The sequence below is a fragment of the Jilunia laotingensis genome, from assembly GCF_014385165.1.
GTDB lineage: Bacteria > Bacteroidota > Bacteroidia > Bacteroidales > Bacteroidaceae > Bacteroides > Bacteroides laotingensis.
Window position 1 is genome coordinate 2,734,695 of the sequence record NZ_JACRTF010000001.1, and the last position, 19,592, is coordinate 2,754,286.

Below are 19,592 nucleotides of genomic sequence, written 5' to 3' on the forward strand. Positions count from 1 at the left end.
CCTTCTCAATTTTCCCTTTTCCAAAAGTCTCCTTTTTCTGTCGAAATTTCATATCCGATGGTTTGTAGCTGCTTGCGCAGAATAGATAAACCTTCAGCGGCTTCGGCACCAAGGGAAGCTTTATTGTTATACAATTCATATTTTTTTCGTTCATTGCCGGGCGATAAATTGGGCATCACCACGTTAGCCCCGGCTAGTATCCCTTTTTCCCGACCATTCGGTGCAAGCGTTGCAAGAGCCGTAGTGGCGGGGATCAGTGCATTAGGGTGCATTAGTCGGAATATGGAAAGTAGGATCAAGGTTTGCTCTATACTTCCTGCCGGCTGATTCCCAAAAGGAGTATCTTGATGGGGGATAAAGGGACCGATCCCTATCATTTCCGGACGAAGGCGGCTGATAAAATGGATATCATCTATAAGATGTTCCACTGTCTGTCCCGGGCTGCCTACCATAATACCTGTGCCCGTTTGAAACCCGATGTTTTTGAGAGATTCCAAACATGAGATACGATGCTTCCAAGACATTTCTACCGGATGAAGCAGGCTATAGTGTTCTTGATTGTATGTCTCATGCCGTAACAAATAACGATTGGCTCCGGCTCGGAAGAAACGCTTGTATTCTTCTGGTGGATATTCACCCAGTGAAAGTGTTATGGCACAATCGGGAAATTGTTTTCGGATGATAGAAACAGTTTCTTCTATCCAGTCTGCCGATTGTAATCTGTCTTCACCTCCTTGGAGGACGAAAGTTCGGAATCCCAATTCATATCCTTGGGTGCAACATTCGAGAATGGTCTCCTGACTCAACCGATATCTCTCTATATGTGTATTGCCTTTTCGTATCCCACAGTAATAGCAGTTGTTCCGGCAGCAATTACTTATTTCAATTAGCCCCCGAATATAAATGCGGTTTCCGAAATAGGTATAAGCAACTTCTCTAGCTTGCCGATGCAGATATTCCATTGTTTCTGCATCCCGGCAAGTTAATAAAGCCCTATACCCTTCAGATGGTAAGGATTTTTCTATTCTTAGTCTGTCAACCCATTGTTTCATAAGATTCCTTTCGCTTGAGCAGGTCTTGCATCAATTGACGGCGACCGGAAACAATATCGGTGTGTGTACTAGGTCCTGTGATACATCCCCCTTCGCAAGCCATTACTTCGATGAATTGACCGGATGCTTTACCGGTTTTCGCACAGGCACGCAGTAATGCTATGTTCTTTTTGTTAATATCCGATACTTGGATGGCATTTATTTTATCAGCTTCATCTTTCAGATAAGCTTTGACTGCTCCCATTACTCCTCCTGCTTGTGCAAATCCGTGCGCTTCGCGTACCGAATTGTAAACGAGGGAGAAAGGTTGGGTCTGTTCCAATTGAATATCCAATCCGTCAAGAATAGAACCAACCTCTTCAAAAGTGAGGATATAGTCCACCGCTTCATCCCGACGAATTTCTTTACGTTTGGCAACGCATGGCCCTACAAAAACGATTTTTGCATCCGGATGCTTTGCTTTTGCTATACGGGCAGTATAAAACATCGGTGATCCGGTAGTCGATACATACGGTTTCATGTCGGGTATGTGTTTTTCAACCAATTCGATATACGAGGGACAACAAGAAGTTGTCATAAATGCTTGTCCTTCTTCCAACTTTTCCAAAAGTTCATGGGCTTCGTTGCTGGTAGTATCCATAGCTCCTTGTGCCACTTCAATTACATCTGCAAATCCCATTTCACGAAATGCACCATAAACATGTTCAATGGTTGTTTTGAATTGTCCGAGGATGGCAGGAGCGATGATGGCTACCATTTTTTCACCTCTGCGGATACCTTGCAATACATCGAAAGATTGTGAAAGTTCGAAGATAGCACCGAATGGGCATGCATTCATACACTTTCCGCAATAGATACATTTATTTTCATCGATATGTTCTATTCCTTGTTCATCTTTGCTGATCGCTTTTACCGGACAAGATTCTTCGCAGGGAACGGGTATGTATACGATTGCATGGTAAGGACAACTTTTATGGCAGATGCCGCAACTGACGCAAGCTTCATGGTCAATCATTGCTTTTCCGTTTTTCTTGAAGCGTATGGCATCTTTCGGACAGTTCATGTAACAACTTCGAGCTACACAACCGCGACAAAGGTTGGTTATCTCATAATTGATTTGTACACAGGATGAACAGGCCTCATCGATTACACAAAGAATATTTTCCTTCATTTGTTCGCGTCGCTCGAGTGCCAATTGTGCATAATGAGATAGCGGGTCGAGTTCGTCCTTTTCATCCGCCATGTCCATGCCTAAAAGCGGCAGACATTTATATTTCCATACAGCTCTTTCTTTGTGTACACAGCAACGCCCTAAAGGCTTCGATTTGCGGGGACTCAACTTGATAGGAAGCCGGTCTATTTGTTCGATTAACTCATTTTGTTTCCAAAGTCTTACAAGGTCTGCCAACAATTTGTGACGGACGATCATAACGTTGTTAGTAAATGCCATAATGTCTATTTAGGGTTTTAGGGTTTGCAAAGATAGTGATTCGTCTGTTGATATACTAACTTCAGGGGAAAAGGATTGTCAAAATGTCAACAAATGAATGCTTTTTTCTTTTTTCATAGCGAAATGTTGTTCGAAAATGTCAGAAGACGGAGATTAACTGTCTTTTGTCAGTAAAAAAAGACTTTTATTACAGTCAGTAACAAGTAACGAAAAGTAGAATAGATTCTTTTTAAATGCAAAGTTGGAGATTTTCATAATAATACTTGTAAATGAATGATTTTATTATACTTTTGCTGACAAATGTGAACTTTAGAGGAGTTCTATAAATTAAAATATTGTAGTACAGTTGTTTATATGGTTCCAAGAGCGTAAATTTGCAGAAAATAAGAATTTTATAATGAACAAGTTATCCCGATACCGTAAGCTTCGTTATAATCAACTATTTGAGTCAGAGAATCGTGAATTGCGTTTGAATGAAATGGGCAATCCTCTTGAAGTGTTGTCTCAGTATGTTGATTTTGAGATCTTTCGTCCTACTCTTGAATCAGCCCTTTTTACCGGAGAGCGCAAAAGTAATGCCGGTCGTCCGCCGATAGACTGTGTGCTGATGTTCAAGGTCTTGTTTCTTCAGCGTTATTATGGTTTGAGTGACCATCAGATAGAGTATCAGATAGTTGACCGTACGAGTTTCCGCAAGTTTCTTGGTATTGAATGTGTTGACGATGTTCCTGACGAGAAGACGGTGTGGAAGTATCGCGAACTCCTGACAAATACAGGCGTTTATGACAAGCTTTTTTCGGAATTTCATAGTTTCATGGAAAGTAAGGGTCTGCAATTCAATGAGGGTCGCATCATTGATGCCAGTTTTGTTATTGCCCCTCGCCAACGTAACACCCGTGATGAAAATGAGCAGATAAAACAGGGAGCGGGTGATAAGTTGTGGAATGACAATCCCCACAAGAAGTGCCACAAGGATGTAGATGCCCGCTGGACAAAGAAGCGTGATGAGACTTTTTACGGCTACAAGCAGCATACTAAAGTTGAGAAACGCAATAAGATCATACTTTCTTATGATACCACGTCGGCAGAAGTGCATGATTCCAAAGGCTTTGAAGGACTGCTGGATGAAAAAGACGAAGGCAAGGACTTGTATTTGGACGCCGGTTATGTCGGACAAGAGGAGATTGTAAAACAGCATAAGATGAATCCGATAATTTGCGAAAAGGGCTACCGTAACCGTCCGCTTACCAAGGAGCAGAAATCAGACAATAGGAAAAAATCCAAGACACGTTGCCTTGTCGAGCATGTATTCGGGTTTGAGGAACAAACCATGCGTGGACTTGTGGTGCGTACAGTAGGGCTTATTCGTGCTAAAGCCAATGTAGCATTCACCAGTCTTGTGTATAACATCAGTCGTTACACGCAAATAATCAGGCTGAAACCTGAGTTGTTGGGGTGAATTATGCCTGCACATCCAATTTTTACAACAAACACAAGTTAATTATTGTAAAAATCGGGGGGGGGGGGTAGAAAATATTCGCTAAATTTGCAAGACTAAAGCTCACAAATTGGGCAGTTAAAGAGTTCTGCTGTCTGATACAAGAGGATAAATTGAATTGATAGAACTCACCTTTAAATAATCGTGTATATGAAAATCATGCGCTATATTTTTATAATAATTCTGTTTTTGAAAGGTCTATGTTGTCCAATGACCTCATCCGCAAGCGAGAGTTGCGACAGCTTGATTCAAATAGCAATCAAAGCATCAATAGAAAAAGATTATCAATATTCTTTAGAATTATTATCCCAAGCCAAGCAATTGGCTATCAATGAAAAATCACCGGAAAAATTATTTCGTATCCTGAAGAATATTGGAATTAATAAGGCAGAGTTATTAGATTATAATGGTGCCTTAAATAATTTTTTTGAGGCTTATAAAATAGCTGTGGACAAACTGGACAAACGCCAAGAGATGAGTATACTGAATAATATTGCAGGACTTTACATGCAAGATAATAAGATGGAGAAAGCGAATGAATATTATATGAAAGTCTACGACACGGTTAAGGGAACTACCGATAGCTTGTTTATTGGTGGGTGTGCTATGAATTTAGTTAGTGTTTCCATGGGATTGAATGATTATGTGCAAGTAGATTATTTCTTGGATATTGCAGAAAATATGCTAAAGAAATATACCCTTGAGTTGACCAAACTACATACCTTGAAAGTGAATTGTTATCTCAACAAAGGGAAAAACAGGCAAGCGTATGATTTGGCACTGGAACTCTATCGGAAAGCGGGTAAACAAATTAGAAATAGTATGTTATGGGTTGATATTCAAATGTCATTGATCAATGCTTGCATGGCGATGGAAGATTATCAGTCTGCTATATTTTATTCATTGGATGCATTAAAAGGAAATCTTAATATAGAAGAACGTAACTTTTTCTATCGTAATCTTTCTGATGCCTATTATGCGATTAGCAGGTATGAAAAGGCTTTTGCTTATAAAGATTCCATGATCTTTGCCGTAGATTCTTTGTGGAATATTACAGGAAAGAAGCAATTTGAGAATAACCGTATTCAATTTGAGTTTTTTAAAAAGGAAAAGGAATTTGAAGAATACAAAACTAAACATAAGACGGAACTGATATTTTGGGGGCTCTCGGTTGTGATAGCAATCATATTGATATGGGCTTTGGTCAACCAGGTTGTCAAGAACAAGCAACAGAAAAAGATCGTAGAACTTGAATTGGATCAGGAAAAGAAAAATCAACAATTGTTACAGAATCAGTTAGATGAAGAGCAAGCAAAGTCATTTCTGGAACGAAGGCAATTTCAACATGAGATAGAGATGAAAGGCAGGGAATTGGTTTCAAACGCTTTGGTTGTCGCCAATAGAAACAGTCTCATTCAAGAAATTTTGGATATACTTTCTGTTTCGGATACGATTAAGAAGTCGAAAGATGTGAAATTAAAAGAAGCGATCCGGAAACTACGGAAACAGTTGGAGGAGAATGAAGAATGGAAACATTTTACGACTTATTTTGAACAAGTAAACGATACTTTTATCAATTCTCTCATAGATAGGCATCCTGAACTGACAGCCAATGAGGTACGTTTTTTGTCTTTGGTCTATATAAATTTGAGTACAAAAGAAATATCTTCATTACTTAACATTACACCTGAATATTGCAAAAAAAAGAAACAACAAATTACCCATAAATTAGGTTTGGATGGGACAAAGTCACTTTATTCTTACTTGATTTCGATTTAATTATATAACATACTGTATACCTGAGTGCTATAGTTGGAATATACCTATTTATGCGTATATACCATCCCCTTTTTATCCCCTTTTAAATTCATTTTTTCTTTTAATATCTTCTATATTTGAGGACAATACTATCGAACTATAATATAATTCACCTCTTTCTTATTAACAATTTAAAGCACTAGGTTTATGAAGAGACTATTACTTTCTAGTATTTTGTTATGCATTGTGTTTGGCATCTATGCTCAAACGACAGTGGAGACCGCACTTCCTTTCGAAGAAGGGACAGTTTCATTTACATTTGAAAGTTCTACGGGTCAAAATACCGTATATTATGTGTATACGGCACCTGCCGAACAAGGGAAATTGCTCACTGTGCAGACAGCTAATGGTTCTGCAACCATTACACTGTCTGAAGATGGAACCTATAGTACTATGATCAGTGGCATTAATAGTGGAAATGTTCGTATATTCCCTATTAAAAAAGGGCAAAAAGTATATCTTGCAGCTGGTGTTTATAATGAAAGTACCGTCAACTTTACAGCGGTTTTGAAAGATGCTGATGTGGAAGGAGGAGCCACTTGTGGGGATGCTATTTCTGCCACGGAGTCGGATTTTTTTGTTCCTTCTTATTATGATAGCAAAACGTATCAGACTAAACCTACATTTCTTTCTTATGCTTGCATAGATTCAGGACTATTGGAAATGACCTTTGGAAGCTATCCTGCATCTTTGGTGGTGCATGAAGGCTGCGAAGGTGCAAGCGAGTCATTAGCCATCACTAATATAGGTAGTAAATATGTAGCTAAATATGCGGTGGAAACAGGCAAGAATTATATAGTTGAAGTGTCATTGTATTCCACCCCTGCTATGGCAAGTTTCAAGCTGACTCATCCTACTGAAGGTACTTCTTGCGATATGCCGTTCATTGGTAAAGAGAATAATAATGTATTGCCCAAAGCAACCGGCAAATATTGGTATCAATATACGGTCGGTAAGAATGGTTTTATGCTCCTTGCATCTGATAATGGCTTGCCCGGAGGGAATATAAGTATATATAAAACTTGTTCCGATTATTCGCCATACGCCAGTATAGATGGATATTTTGCGATCAGGTGCAAAGTTGATGCAGGTGCTACTTATTTGATCTGTATAGAAAGGGCAGACGAAACGGGTTCTGATGAGATGTTCGATATTACAGTTGAAGATCCCAAGATGGGAGATTCGACAGAATCCCCGATAATAATAGAAGCCGGTTCTTACACAGTACCTCAATATGATGGTACCTATTATTATAAGGTAAATGTGCCTGAAGGAGATTCCCGCTTCCTTATTGTTGATGCAAAAGCGGCTAATTTACAGAACAGTAATACGAGTGTGAAGCTGTATACATTGGATAATCTGTACACTCCAATAGCTCAAGGTAAAGATTTTATTAAAAATGAAGTTGCAGGAAATACTTCTTATATGATTGTTTGGAGTTGCAGCGAAGGGCTTAATTCGTATAGTTTTACTATTTCGTATGAAAACATCGCTCAAGGTGATATATGTTCTAACCCTTTGCCTGCAAAGACTGGGCAAAATGACTTGTCAGTAGGGGCTGTGAAATATTGCCAATATAAAACGACTAAAGATGGTTGGCTTCTGATTGATACGGATATTACAGTAGGAGTAAGCTTCCCGAAATCATGTCAGGGATATGGAGATTATGATGCTGTAAAAGTCGGTACAATTACTAAAATGGAAGTTACGACCGGAGTTGATTATCTCATTAAATTCGATAATATCGAAGAAGCTACTCATTTCACTCTTTCTGAGGAAGTTTATAAGGAAGGTGAATCTTGCAGTATGGCAATTCCGGTAGAGGCCGGTGATACTCCACTTCCTGAAAACGTATTGAATCATTGGTATAAATATACGGCTACACAAGATGGTAAGGTTACTGTTACTGCCGACATTCTCTACGAGCAATCTGCTGATTCCCGTAAATCTTCTTCTGTGTTTGTCAAATCGGGAGATTGTTCGGCTTATCCGGTCAATATTACACAAACTAACAGTGATGGAACATGGTTTGAAGGACAATTTGTTGTAGAGAAAGATGATGTGCTGCTTATTAACATAGTAACTTGTTCGGTACAGGCAGATAAGAAGCTTACTCTTGCTATTCGTGACTTGCTGCCCGGTGAAGCTTGTTCTCTTCCGATTGCTTTAACTCCGGGTGAAGTGACATTTCAGGAAGCTACGCGGAGTAATCCGGTATGGTATGCCATTAGTTTGCAACCCGGAGATTTTAAAGTCGCTTCTGCAAATGATTTCACGCTATCATTGTTTAAAGAATGTAATGAAACCACTCCATTGGCTCAATCCAATTATTACTATGATAGTACAGGGGAAAGTAATTCTGAATATAGGCTTGAATATGAAGTTACTGCTGCGGGAACATATGTCTTGAAGCTGGAAATGAGCTATGCAAATACGATAGTAAATGTTTCCGGATCAGCTATTGTGACAGGTTTGGATCCCATATCCGAAGGTAAATATCCAGTTCGGGTAGAAAATAATGCAATTATTGTTAATCCGGGGGATCAATCGGTAAATATAGATATATACGATTTTTCAGGAAAGAAAATTCAATCCCGATGCATATCTTCTTATACATCGTTTATTGTACCGGAAGGTTTTTACATTATTAAGATTGGCAATTACATTCGAAAAGTTATTGTAAGAAACTAATTCGGGTATTCTACAAAAAAGAACAGGAACGGGGAGTATTTGCCCCGTAAACCTGTTCTGATTCCTTATTTTCATAAAAACGATTCTTTAATTCCTAAAAAAACAAAGACATGAGAAAAAACAAGTACTTTTTCATCTTGCTCCTCTGCTTTTTGTTGTGTCAGGCACAAAACGCATTTGCTATCAAGGCCAATCCAAGACCGGTAACTATTGAGCAACCGGATGGAACGATTCTCACCGTTAGACTTTACGGAGATGAGAATTTCCACTATGTGACAACGATAGATGGATATCTGATAAGCCGTGATAGAGACGGATATTTTAAGTATATCGATACCGGAAAAGCCGGAAATCTGAGAACGATCTCCAAACAAATAGTACACAATTTTGATAAAAGAGAGAGTGGTGAAACCCATTTTGTCAATACCCTGACTCCACTCGTAAAATTAAAGGATGCTTTACTCCAATCTCCGAGAGGAAGTAGGAAAGCCCCTGCTCAGATATTGGGTAAAGATATTATAAATCCGGTTTTACGTACAAGAGCGGGTGAAGCTGCAGAAAGCCAGTATTTGGTTATTCTTGTGAATTTTAAAGATAAAGCTTTTAGTTTTGAAAGTACCGATTTTGATAAATGGCTTAATGAAAAGAATTATTCTGTTGATGGTGGTACGGGCAGTGTGAAAGACTACTATCGCGATAACTCTATGGGTAAATTCATTCCGAATTTTTCTGTCGTAGGGCCTTATACGTTGGAACATGAACAAATCTATTATGCCGGTAATGACAAAGAAACGGGTGAAGATGTAAATCCGCGAGGTATGGTTGTGGAGGCTTGTCAGATGGCAAAAGCGGATAATCCGAATATGGATTTTTCAAAATATGACAATGATAAGGACGGTTATATGGATAATGTATATGTGATTTATGCCGGATATAGTGAAGCGAGTACTGGTAACGGTGATGATATGTGGCCGCATAGTTGGACGTTGAGAGACGAAGCTGTCATAATAGACGGGATTACAATTAACAACTATTCTTGTTCTGCGGAATTAGTAGGAGCCAGCGGTACCAAGATGGATGGTATCGGTACTTTTACTCATGAGTTCGGGCATATTCTCGGGTTAAAGGACATGTACGACACCGACGAATACCTGAATGGCTACGGCATTGATCCGGGAGATTATAGTTTGTATGCTTCCGGTAGTTACAATAATGATAGTCGTACACCACCTTGTCTGATGGCATTCGAACGGATGCAGATGGGATGGTGTGAACCCGTTGAATTGAATGCCCCCGAAGATGTGGCATTGTCGTCCATTGCTGATAATGTGGCACGTTATATCAATGCACAACCTGGACGTGCCGAAGGAACCGGGCATGAATGGTTTATACTTGAGAACAGGCAGAATAAGGGATGGGATACCTATTTACCGGCTCACGGATTATTGATTTACCATTATGATTATACGCAGGAAATGGTAGAAAAATATTGGTCGGTCAATGGACCGAATAATAACGCGACTCATCGTTGTATGTATATCAAAGCGGCAGATGGCATCGATGATACAAACACACGTAATGGAGATACTTATCCAGGGCGTTCGGGAAATACGGAATTTACCGATACTTCCGTTCCCAATGCATTGAACTGGAAAGGAGAAAAAACAAATACTCCTATTACCAATATATTGGAAAAGGAAGGCATTGTCTATTTTCAGGTAAAAGGTGGTGTAGAGAATTGGGCTGTTATTCGTACAGAAGTACCGGAAGATATTAGGGATACTTCTGTAAAGGTCACAGCGACATTAAAAAATAAAACGCAGGATATTACGGAAATGGGATTTTGTTGGGCTTTAAAAGAAGAACCCACTATCCAAGGAACTCATCAAAGGGTGGAAGTAGCAGATCAAATAAATTATACTATAACAGGTCTACAACCGGGAAGCATTTATAATGTAAGAGCATATATGCTGCAAGCCGACGGAACGGTGGTGTATGGGGCTGCCATTCCTTTTACTACTGAATGCAAAGTTGCTGTTGCACCTTATATCGGTGATTTTACGTCATGGACTAACGGTGAACCTGATTGTTGGAAGGTCATTGATAATAACGGTGACGGTACTACTTGGATTTTTGATGAAAGTTCCGGTGGCATAGTCTATCAGTTTGATTATTGGAATAATGCAGATGATTGGTTGATATCGACCCGAATGCTGGTACCTGAAAACGGAAGTCTCTATTTTATGCGTGGAGTGACAGAAAGTACTACTTTAGAAAAATTGGATGTATATATCTCTACACATTCCCGTGAATTGAAAGATTTCCATTTACTGAAGCATTTTTCGTTTGCCGATAGGTTTGGCGAAATGGTTCCAGAGGAGATTGATTTGAGTGAATATGTTGGAAAAGAAGTGTACATTGCTTTTGTTTGTCGTTCTGAGAAACTTCAGAATAATCTTTGGTTATGGCAGATTTATTTGACAAGTAGGTTGGGTACTCCTACTATTACTAAATTTGAGAAGGCTGGAGAAGGAACATTAAATGTAGAATGGACATCTGTTTCGGATGCTAAGAAATATTTTCTTGAATTTTCGGAAGTGACGGATGAAGTTTATACCACTTCCGTATTTGTTCCTATCACATATTTTACCCGTTTGGAGGGGCAAGTAGAAGCTAATACAGGTTCGTTGAACTTTACAGGGAGCGGAATCGCTGAGACGAGAAATTTTGCTGATGGCATTACTAACTGTTTGTTTATCATTACTTCTTCCGGTCCTACGGGTACTACCGTTTTCAATGTAGAAGGTACTTTAGACGGTACCACTTGGGAACAGATAGGACCTACTCAAAGAATTTCGGAATTCAATAGTGAAGGGATTGAGATGATATTGACCGACTATATGAAAGGGAAAAAATATCTCAAAGTACGATTCAATTGTCAATATGGAGGTCGAAATATCCGTTTGAAATATCTTACACTTGAATACAATGACGGTAAGGTCTGGAATCAACTCGCTGCGGGCGCAGTGAATGGAACATCCATACCTATCGAAGAGACAACACCTGGTGAATTTACTGCAGGTAAAACTTACGTTGTACAAGTATATGCCGGTGACGGAATGTTGTTTTATGGAGGATCCGATCCTGTTTATTTGACGACGTCAACCGGTATCGAAGATGCTATGCACGAATCGGATGTTCGTTTTACCACAAATGGAAGTGTTATCTATGCTAAGGGTTTGAATGCAGGTGACAGAATTATTTGTACAACTACTTCCGGGCTTATCCTTTATGATGCTGTTGCAAACGGTACTGAACAATCTTTCCCAGTTAATGGATATGAGGGGATTGTTATGATCCGTCTGATCAAACAGGAGGGTAGTAGTACGACCAAGCTCATTATTAAATAATAAAAAGACGAGGACAAGATTATGAAATACATTAAATATTTACTTCCTATAGTAGCTGTTGGCTGTTTTTTAGCTTATGCTGCGAATGAACCGGAGAATTTGAAGATTTTACCTAAACATCCGGCTACGCCTCCGGTTGAACAGGGGGCACCGGCTCCAACACCCATTCAATTGGCAGGAGCAGAGGATGGAATCCCTTATGGGCTTCATACGGTGAGTGTCGATGAGAAGGCGGTGACCATACAGTGGAATAATCCTGAACCGATGGATGGTTATTTTGATGACTTTGAAGGACATTCCGATTTTGTTATAAACTCGCCCGGAAGCATCGGTTGGGATTATCTGGATCAGGATAATGCCAACACTTATACTTGGTCGGCAGCTTCGTTTCCTAATCAAGGGCAGAAGATGGCATTTATTATCATGAATCCTTCACAAACGGCTCCTTCAACAAGTGACTGGCCGAATATTCAACCATTTTCGGGCAAGAAGATGTTAGTTGCATTTTGTGCTACGACTCAAAATAACGATTATATAATTTCGCCTGAATTGAAATTTTCAAAAGATTTTCAGATCAGTTTTCAAGCAAAGACTTATAGTGATAGAGATGGTTTGGAACGTGTCCGTGTGGGTTACTCCACTACAGGTAAGCGTCCGTCGGATTTTACTTATGTGACTAAATTACCTTATGAAGAGGTTCCGGTAGAATGGACACTTATGCAGTATACCATCCCTAAAAATGCTAAATATGTGATGATCAACTGTGTATCCGATGATGCTTTTATGCTTTTGATTGATGACATCTTTATCGGAACAAATAAAATACGTCCGAAGGTCAAGTCGGAAGATAAGCAACTGATTGGGTTCAATATTTATCGAAATGGGGAAAAAGTGAATCAGATGCCGATAGAACAGATTATTTATACGGATAATGTACCTGAATTCGGTGATTATCGGTATGCGGTCAGTTGCGTTTATTCGGATAATAGTGAATCAGAACATTCGGAACTACTTGATGTTAAGGTACCCGATACCCGCTTATTGCCTTTTGAAGATGATTTCAGCAATTGGACATTGGATCCGGATAAGTGGAGTACTCCTGTTGATGAAGAGGGAAATGATAATAATTGGAAAATAGATTATTTTACTTATGGTTTGGTAGATCCAGCGGCTACATATGCCTATTCGCGTCTTCAAAATTATTCTCAGTCACTCATTACACGTGAACTCAGAACGGTTGATCCTGATAATACGTTTTTGCGATTTGAATTGCGGTTACTTAATTATAGGAGTATAGACGGTGATACTCTTTCCGTAGAGTTGTCTGTGGATAATAAAAACTGGAAACGGGTGAAATACTTCTGTAATGAGGAGGGAACTTTCACTTGGCGTGCCGAACAATTTGATTTGAAAGATTATTTAGAAGGACGGGAAATGTTCCGTATACGGTTCAGGGCACATGGTGATGAGGCTTTTTATTTGGATTATTGGTATGTAGATGATATTAAGATTTGGAATCCGCAATGGACTACTGCTCAAATGACAGTCAAGCAATCAGGAGCTACAGTTTCCGGATGTCTGGTGACATTGACTGCCGATCATGGAGCAATTATCCAAGCGATGACGAGTGCCAATGGGGTGATTAATTTCCCAAAAATAGAAAAGGGAAAATACGAAGTCGTTATTTCGAAAGACGGCTATAACGCTTATAAAGAAACATGGGAAGTACAAAATGATACAGATAACAGGTTTACTGCTACATTGACACGTCCCGATTTGAAGGTCGATAATGCAGATCTTTCAGTTGAATTGAAAGCTGAACAAACGACAACTCGTTCGATTACCCTGAAAAATGACGGAGATGGACAAGTTAAATGGAATCTAGCACCTTTATATGAAGCAAATTCAGGTAGTATTGAACACAGATGGGATGTGCAGCATTCTTTTAATGCATCGAGTGACTTACAGTCTTCCATTGCCTTTGACGGTGAGAATTTTTATACCGCTTCTTGGTTTTATTTGGGTAAATATTTTAAGTATGATAAAGAAGGAAACTTTATTGAAGAATTCTCTATTTCGGGTATGTATTATAAATTGTATGACTTGGCATTCGATGGACAATATTTTTATGGAAGTGATGGAACCAATACACTGTTCCAGTTGGATTTGCGCAATAAACGGTTGATAAAAGAAATTGTTATCAGTGATCAAACCGATTTGGAGATTACCCATTGTAGTTATGATTCGCGCAATGATCAGTTCTGGGTAGGAGGATACAATTCAATAGGCCGGGTTGACCGTGAAGGGAACATTAAGGTAAGTTTCCGTAATATATCTACGGAAATGGAAGTCAGCAGTTCCGGATCTGCCTTTGATAATATAACTCCGGGTGGTCCTTATCTTTGGTTTAGTAGCCAAGAGACTTCCGGGCATAATAGTATGGATATGACGCAGATCATACAATATAATATTAATACACGCAAGATTGTTTCCACTCATTCTACAATGGATATTCCCGGTTATAAAGTTGGTAATTATGTTACAGGGCCGAATTACCTGACAGGAATGGAAGCTACGACAAGTTTTAAAGACGGTACGTTGACTTTGCTTGGAGTTTTACAGCAGTCTCCATCACGAATTTTTGCTTATAACCTTTGTGATGTTAATAGCTGGTTGTCTTACACTCCTAAGAGTGGTACATTGGAAGCTGGGGAGGAACAAAAACTGACTGTGGCTATAGATGCTCGTAACGGTGAGGTAGGACAAAGCTATACATCCGATCTTTCGCTATATTCTGTTCCAGATATAGGTATAAAAAAATTGAGTGTAAAATATACTGTTACAGAAGCTTCCGAAACTCCGCGTCCTATTAGACTTTCAGCAACAGGTGAGGGGAATACGGATGTGAAATTGACCTGGGAAAAAGGAAGTACGAATAAACAGCCGGTTGGCTTTTATATATATCGTAATGGAAAGAGAGTGAATGAGTCAGTTATTAATGCTACTGAATATTTGGATAGGAACTTGTTGCATGGAAATTACAAATATACCGTAACGGCTGTTTATGCGAATAATAAAGAGTCCGTACATTCGGATGAAGCGATTGTTACGATCAAATTCGGGGCTCCCTATTATTCACCGACCGGGTTGACTTCCAGTGTGAAGCAAAATCGTCAGGTGTTTCTCTCGTGGCAATTGCCTGATGAAAAAACAAAGACTCCGGTAGATTTGCGATGGGATAGTGGTACAAATGAGGAATCATTCGGAATTGGTGAAGGTGGATACTTTTGGGCAGGAACTTTATGGGAGTATGAAGATTTGATCGCTTATCGGGGAATGTCTCTTGATGAGGTCAGCGTATTTATAAAAGAACGTTGCCTGGCACTTTCTTTGAAGCTGTATAAGGATGATGATTGCATTTTGACACAGCAGATTAAAAGTTCCGATATTCGGTATGGTGAGTACAACATGGTTAAATTGAATGAGCCGGTTCATATAGAAGCGGGATACAGTTATAAAGTAACTTTCTTGGTTATGCATGAAGCTGGTATGCATCCGATAGGCATGGATGCTTCTGCATCGGTTGATGGGAAAGGAAATATTATCTCGATGGATGGGAAAGAATGGTATCCTGCTAACTATGAAGGAATTGATGGCAACTTCAATATTTCAATTCACTTGTCACCTTCCAATGGATCGACTGATTTAATTCCGGCCGGTTATAATGTATACCGTAATGGTGCGAAGATCAATAGTAGTGTTGTGAAGGAAAGAACTTTCTCGGATGAGGTGAGACAGGCTGGCATTTATGCTTATCAGGTATCTACTCTATATGAGAATGGTGGCGAATCCGGTTTAAGTGATATTGCTGAAGCTGAGATTATCGAGATAGGAATGCCGCATGCTCCTTCATTATTGAAAGCGGATGTAGAGTTAAATCGCACGATCCGTTTACGCTGGAATTTTCCGTTGGCTACAGAAAGCTCATTCCCTATTGACCTTACTCGCATACCGGTAACTTGTCAGGAAAACTATCCTGAATTTGTTCATATGTTCCGTGGGCATTTTCCCAGTGAGATGGCTGTTGCTTCTGATGGGGAATATATTTATACATCTTTATTTAAGGCTAAAGGTACTATTAATAAATATTCATTGAACGGAGACTTTATCGAGAGCTTTGATGTTAATAACCAGTTGAATGGGATACGTAATTTGGCTTTTGACGGAACGGACTTTTATGTTTCGGATTGCAATAGTTTCATATATAAAGTGGATATGGAGAACAAGGTTCTTAGTGATACCCTGTCTATTTCCGAAATAGCACGCCACCTTACTTATATACCCGATCTGGATGAAGGACGTGGGGGATTTGAAGTCGGTGATTGGGAAACAGGTATATATGTTAATAAGAAAGGAGCTAAATTGGGTGGTGCAAATGTTTATAAAGGAGCGGCGGGAACAGCCTATTATAATGGAGTCCTTTATGCTTTTGAACAGGGTTATGAGAATCCATATTCCATATGTATGTATGATTATAGGACCGGTACACAGACCGGGCGTATTGATCTGGCGGATTATCTGGAGATCAAACCGGAATTGGGTGCATCTGCCGGAGGAATGAGTGTCATTACGACGAAAGAGGGACTTCATTTGCTGGGACTTGCCTTGCAGGAACCGTCTAATACTCGTTTTATTTTCCTCGATTTGGATGGAGTAAAGGGAGTAGAAGGATATAATATTTACTGTAACGGAGAGAAGTTGAATGATTCTCCGTTGAAATTCCGTTACTTTGAAGAAGTACGTAGTACGGCTGGTGAATATACTTATGAAGTTGAGACAGTTTACATAGATGGTACTACTTCTGCCAAATCCAGACAAGCTACTATCGAGATTATTGAAGCAGGCAATTGTGATGCTCCAATTCAGCTTAAGGTACAGCAGTCTACTTATCCGTACAACGTTATTTTGTCATTTGTCGATCCGGCAATTACGACAGCTTCGATGTATGAAAGTGCTGAATCGGGGACAGTCGGTTCTCCTTTCAGTTCTTCTGGTTGGCAAAATGTAGAGGATACTTGGTTAGTTACAGGGGACGATGCTTATGAAGGTAATAAGGCTTTAACTGCGGACAATAGAAGAACTGCATGGCTGATTTTGCCGGTAAGTGGATTTGATGATAATTTCGTATTCTCATTGGTTGCTCGCAGCAAAGACGATCATCATGGTAATGGAACTTTGCAGATACTAAGTTCTGCACATGGCGATCGGTTGGACGACTTTATTCAAGTTGCCGCTATTACTACTAATGAAGAGTGGAAACAGTTTAGTTATCCATTCTCTGCTGAAACTAAATATATTGTGATTCGGCAGCATGCGGATGCTATTCCTTCCATGATAGATGCGATCAGCTTGAATGAAAATGCCATAGATGCCATTTATGGTTATGACATTTACCGGGATGGAGAAAAGGTAAATGATGAAGCGGTAAGTGGTATTAGTTATACTGATCATAATCTGTTGCCCGGTGAATACACTTATCAGGTGAAGGCTCATTACAGGACTTCTTGCATCAGTGATTTCAGTGACAAAGCAGTTATTGATGTGAAGTATAGTAATAATTGTCAGAAACCGGGACAACTTTCTGGCGAACAGACTCCTGATGGTATTCGGTTGGAGTGGAGTGCGCCTTCTTTGGGCGAAGCTGTACATTTGAAATGGCACAGTGGAACCGCTTATGGCTCAGCTGGTATGCCTAGTGGCGGGAGCTATTTTGCAGGAGTTCAATGGTCAGGTGAAGAGTTGCAAGCTTATGGCCATATGGCACTTTCAGAGGTTGAAGTATATATCAATCAGGTGCCGGATGCTTTGTTTTTACTGGTATATGAGGGGAGCAGTCTTGTTTATCAGCAGTATGTACCGGAGTTGAGACAACGTAGTTTCAATACAATAGTTCTGGATCGTCCTATTCCAGTGAATACGGCTAAATCTTTGAGAGTAGTTGTTTATGTAGAGCATAATGAGATCACCGTACCTTTAGGATATGATGAAGGGCCTGCCAGAATTGGAAAGGGCGATCTTTATTCTTCCGATGGTGTAAGCTGGGAGACTCTAAGTAATAATGATATTAACGGCAACTGGAATATTACAATTGGTCTTCGTGCGTATGCACAGACTCCTGCGCGTATACCGGAATTTATAGACGGAAAAGCATTTGTTCCGAAGGCTGCTACGGGTGAAAGTTTGCAGAGTATTCCTCTGTCTGGGGTAACCACTTCTGTTGTCAACACCTTCGAGGGCTATAATCTTTATTGTAACAGTGAACTTGTGAATGGGGAACCGTTGCATGCCACTTTTTATTTAGATAAGAAAGTTTATGACGGGAAATATCTTGAATATCAAGTAGCTGCTATTTATTCTGCCTGTGGTGAAGTAACTTCCAATACCGTACGTCTGTTATCGACTGGTATTGAAGAATATGCAGTCGAAGGTGAAATACGTTTCCATACTAAAGATTCTTATCTCATCATTGAAGGTGTGCAAGCCAAGATGGAAGTTTGTTTGATTGATACCCACGGTAGGATTGTTTTCTTAGGCATTACCGATGATGAAGAAACTTACCGGATAAACATCGCAGCCATACCGACAGGTATATATTTGGTAAAGGTAGATAGTGTAGTCGGGAAAGTTGTAATAACCAAATAGTAATTTGGGGTAATAGAAACAAGTGTTTGCGTGCAGGAAGCACTTGTTTCTTTTCATTAAAGTAAATAAGAGAGAGGATATGGTGGATAGATTTCTGTTGAATATCTATTTTACTATTGGCTCATTTCCAAAAGAGACATCATGAAAAAGCTCCAATTCTTTTCAAAGAATTGGAGCTTTTTCATGATGAAGTAGTTATACTTAATTTAATTTTATTCGATTACGCATTTGTGGGAAGCGATAGGTTTACCATTCTCTTTCACTTCGTAAATATAGATACCTTTTGAGAGGTTACTTAACGAAACATTACCGGATTGGTTGAGAATTTCACTTTTAACCAATAAGCCTGTAACATTATAAATGTCGAGTTGATAATTGGCGTTATTGTCGAAACTATAAATGAATTCACCATTTGCAACTTTAATGGAATGGTTGCTTTCTGTAGATGAAATTCCTGCTGCGTTATATAAGAAGTTTACAAATATTGTTCTGACTACTTCCAATCCCACTTTAACTGTAATTTTGGTTTTATAGGTTGCAGACTCTCCGTATGTAAAAGCAGCATCTAATTGTACAACTGTTGAAGCATTTGCTCCAAGATCAGTACTTTTAGTAAGGATATCATTTTTCATTTCAGTACACTGATCATCAACACCACACCATGTCAATTTGGATGTATTCAATTTTTCTACTGTTACTGAAATTTTTGTATCCGAATCACCTTGATTTTTAATATATAGTTGGTCTCCTATAGGTTCCAGTGTCTCTTCGTCTTTTAAATTAGTTTCTGCTTTTACGCCCATATCACCTGTCCAATCTTCATATTCTACTGCTTGGAATACAACTGTCGTAGCATCTTCCAAAACTTCATCATTGTTGGTGAATACGATAGATTGTGCATAAGTTGTTGAATATCCTATCAACATAAACAATAAAAGTGTACTGAATTTTTTCATAATCAAATGTTTTTT

Annotated in this window: 8 protein-coding genes; 5 read left to right on the forward strand and 3 right to left on the reverse strand. The window is 39.3% G+C overall.

Annotated features, from left to right (window positions below):
- Positions 1 to 5: 5 nt before the first annotated feature.
- Entirely contained in the window at positions 6 to 1,052 is a 1,047-nt protein-coding gene (hydE, locus tag H8744_RS10470) for a [FeFe] hydrogenase H-cluster radical SAM maturase HydE (protein ID WP_262434767.1), read from the reverse strand.
- Entirely contained in the window at positions 1,036 to 2,502 is a 1,467-nt protein-coding gene (locus tag H8744_RS10475; protein ID WP_262434768.1) for a monomeric [FeFe] hydrogenase, read from the reverse strand. The genes hydE and H8744_RS10475 overlap by 17 nt, the downstream gene beginning before the upstream one ends.
- Before the next feature lie 397 nt (positions 2,503 to 2,899).
- Between H8744_RS10475 and H8744_RS10480 the strand changes: the two genes are divergently transcribed.
- The 5 genes from H8744_RS10480 (at position 2,900) to H8744_RS10500 (ending at position 18,621) form a co-directional block, all read left to right on the forward strand.
- A complete protein-coding gene (locus H8744_RS10480) occupies positions 2,900 to 3,961 on the forward strand; it encodes an IS5-like element IS1169 family transposase (protein ID WP_008777670.1) in 1,062 nt (353 codons plus the stop codon).
- Positions 3,962 to 4,210: 249 nt separating this feature from the next.
- Positions 4,211 to 5,779, forward strand: coding sequence for a tetratricopeptide repeat protein (locus H8744_RS10485; RefSeq protein WP_262434383.1), 1,569 nt, complete (start codon positions 4,211 to 4,213; stop codon positions 5,777 to 5,779).
- 186 nt (positions 5,780 to 5,965) lie between these two features.
- Positions 5,966 to 8,509, forward strand: a complete 2,544-nt coding sequence (locus tag H8744_RS10490) for a T9SS type A sorting domain-containing protein (protein WP_262434384.1) — start codon at positions 5,966 to 5,968, stop codon at positions 8,507 to 8,509.
- A gap of 110 nt (positions 8,510 to 8,619) precedes the next feature.
- Entirely contained in the window at positions 8,620 to 11,919 is a 3,300-nt protein-coding gene (locus H8744_RS10495; protein WP_262434385.1) for a M6 family metalloprotease domain-containing protein, read from the forward strand.
- A gap of 21 nt (positions 11,920 to 11,940) precedes the next feature.
- A complete protein-coding gene (locus H8744_RS10500; RefSeq protein WP_262434386.1) occupies positions 11,941 to 18,621 on the forward strand; it encodes a rhamnogalacturonan endolyase family protein in 6,681 nt (2,226 codons plus the stop codon).
- Between the two features lie 212 nt (positions 18,622 to 18,833).
- Here the strand turns inward: H8744_RS10500 and H8744_RS10505 are convergent, their stop codons facing one another.
- Positions 18,834 to 19,577: a T9SS type A sorting domain-containing protein gene (locus H8744_RS10505; protein ID WP_262434387.1), complete on the reverse strand. Its 744-nt coding sequence runs from the start codon at positions 19,575 to 19,577 to the stop codon at positions 18,834 to 18,836.
- Between the last annotated feature and the right edge of the window lie 15 nt (positions 19,578 to 19,592).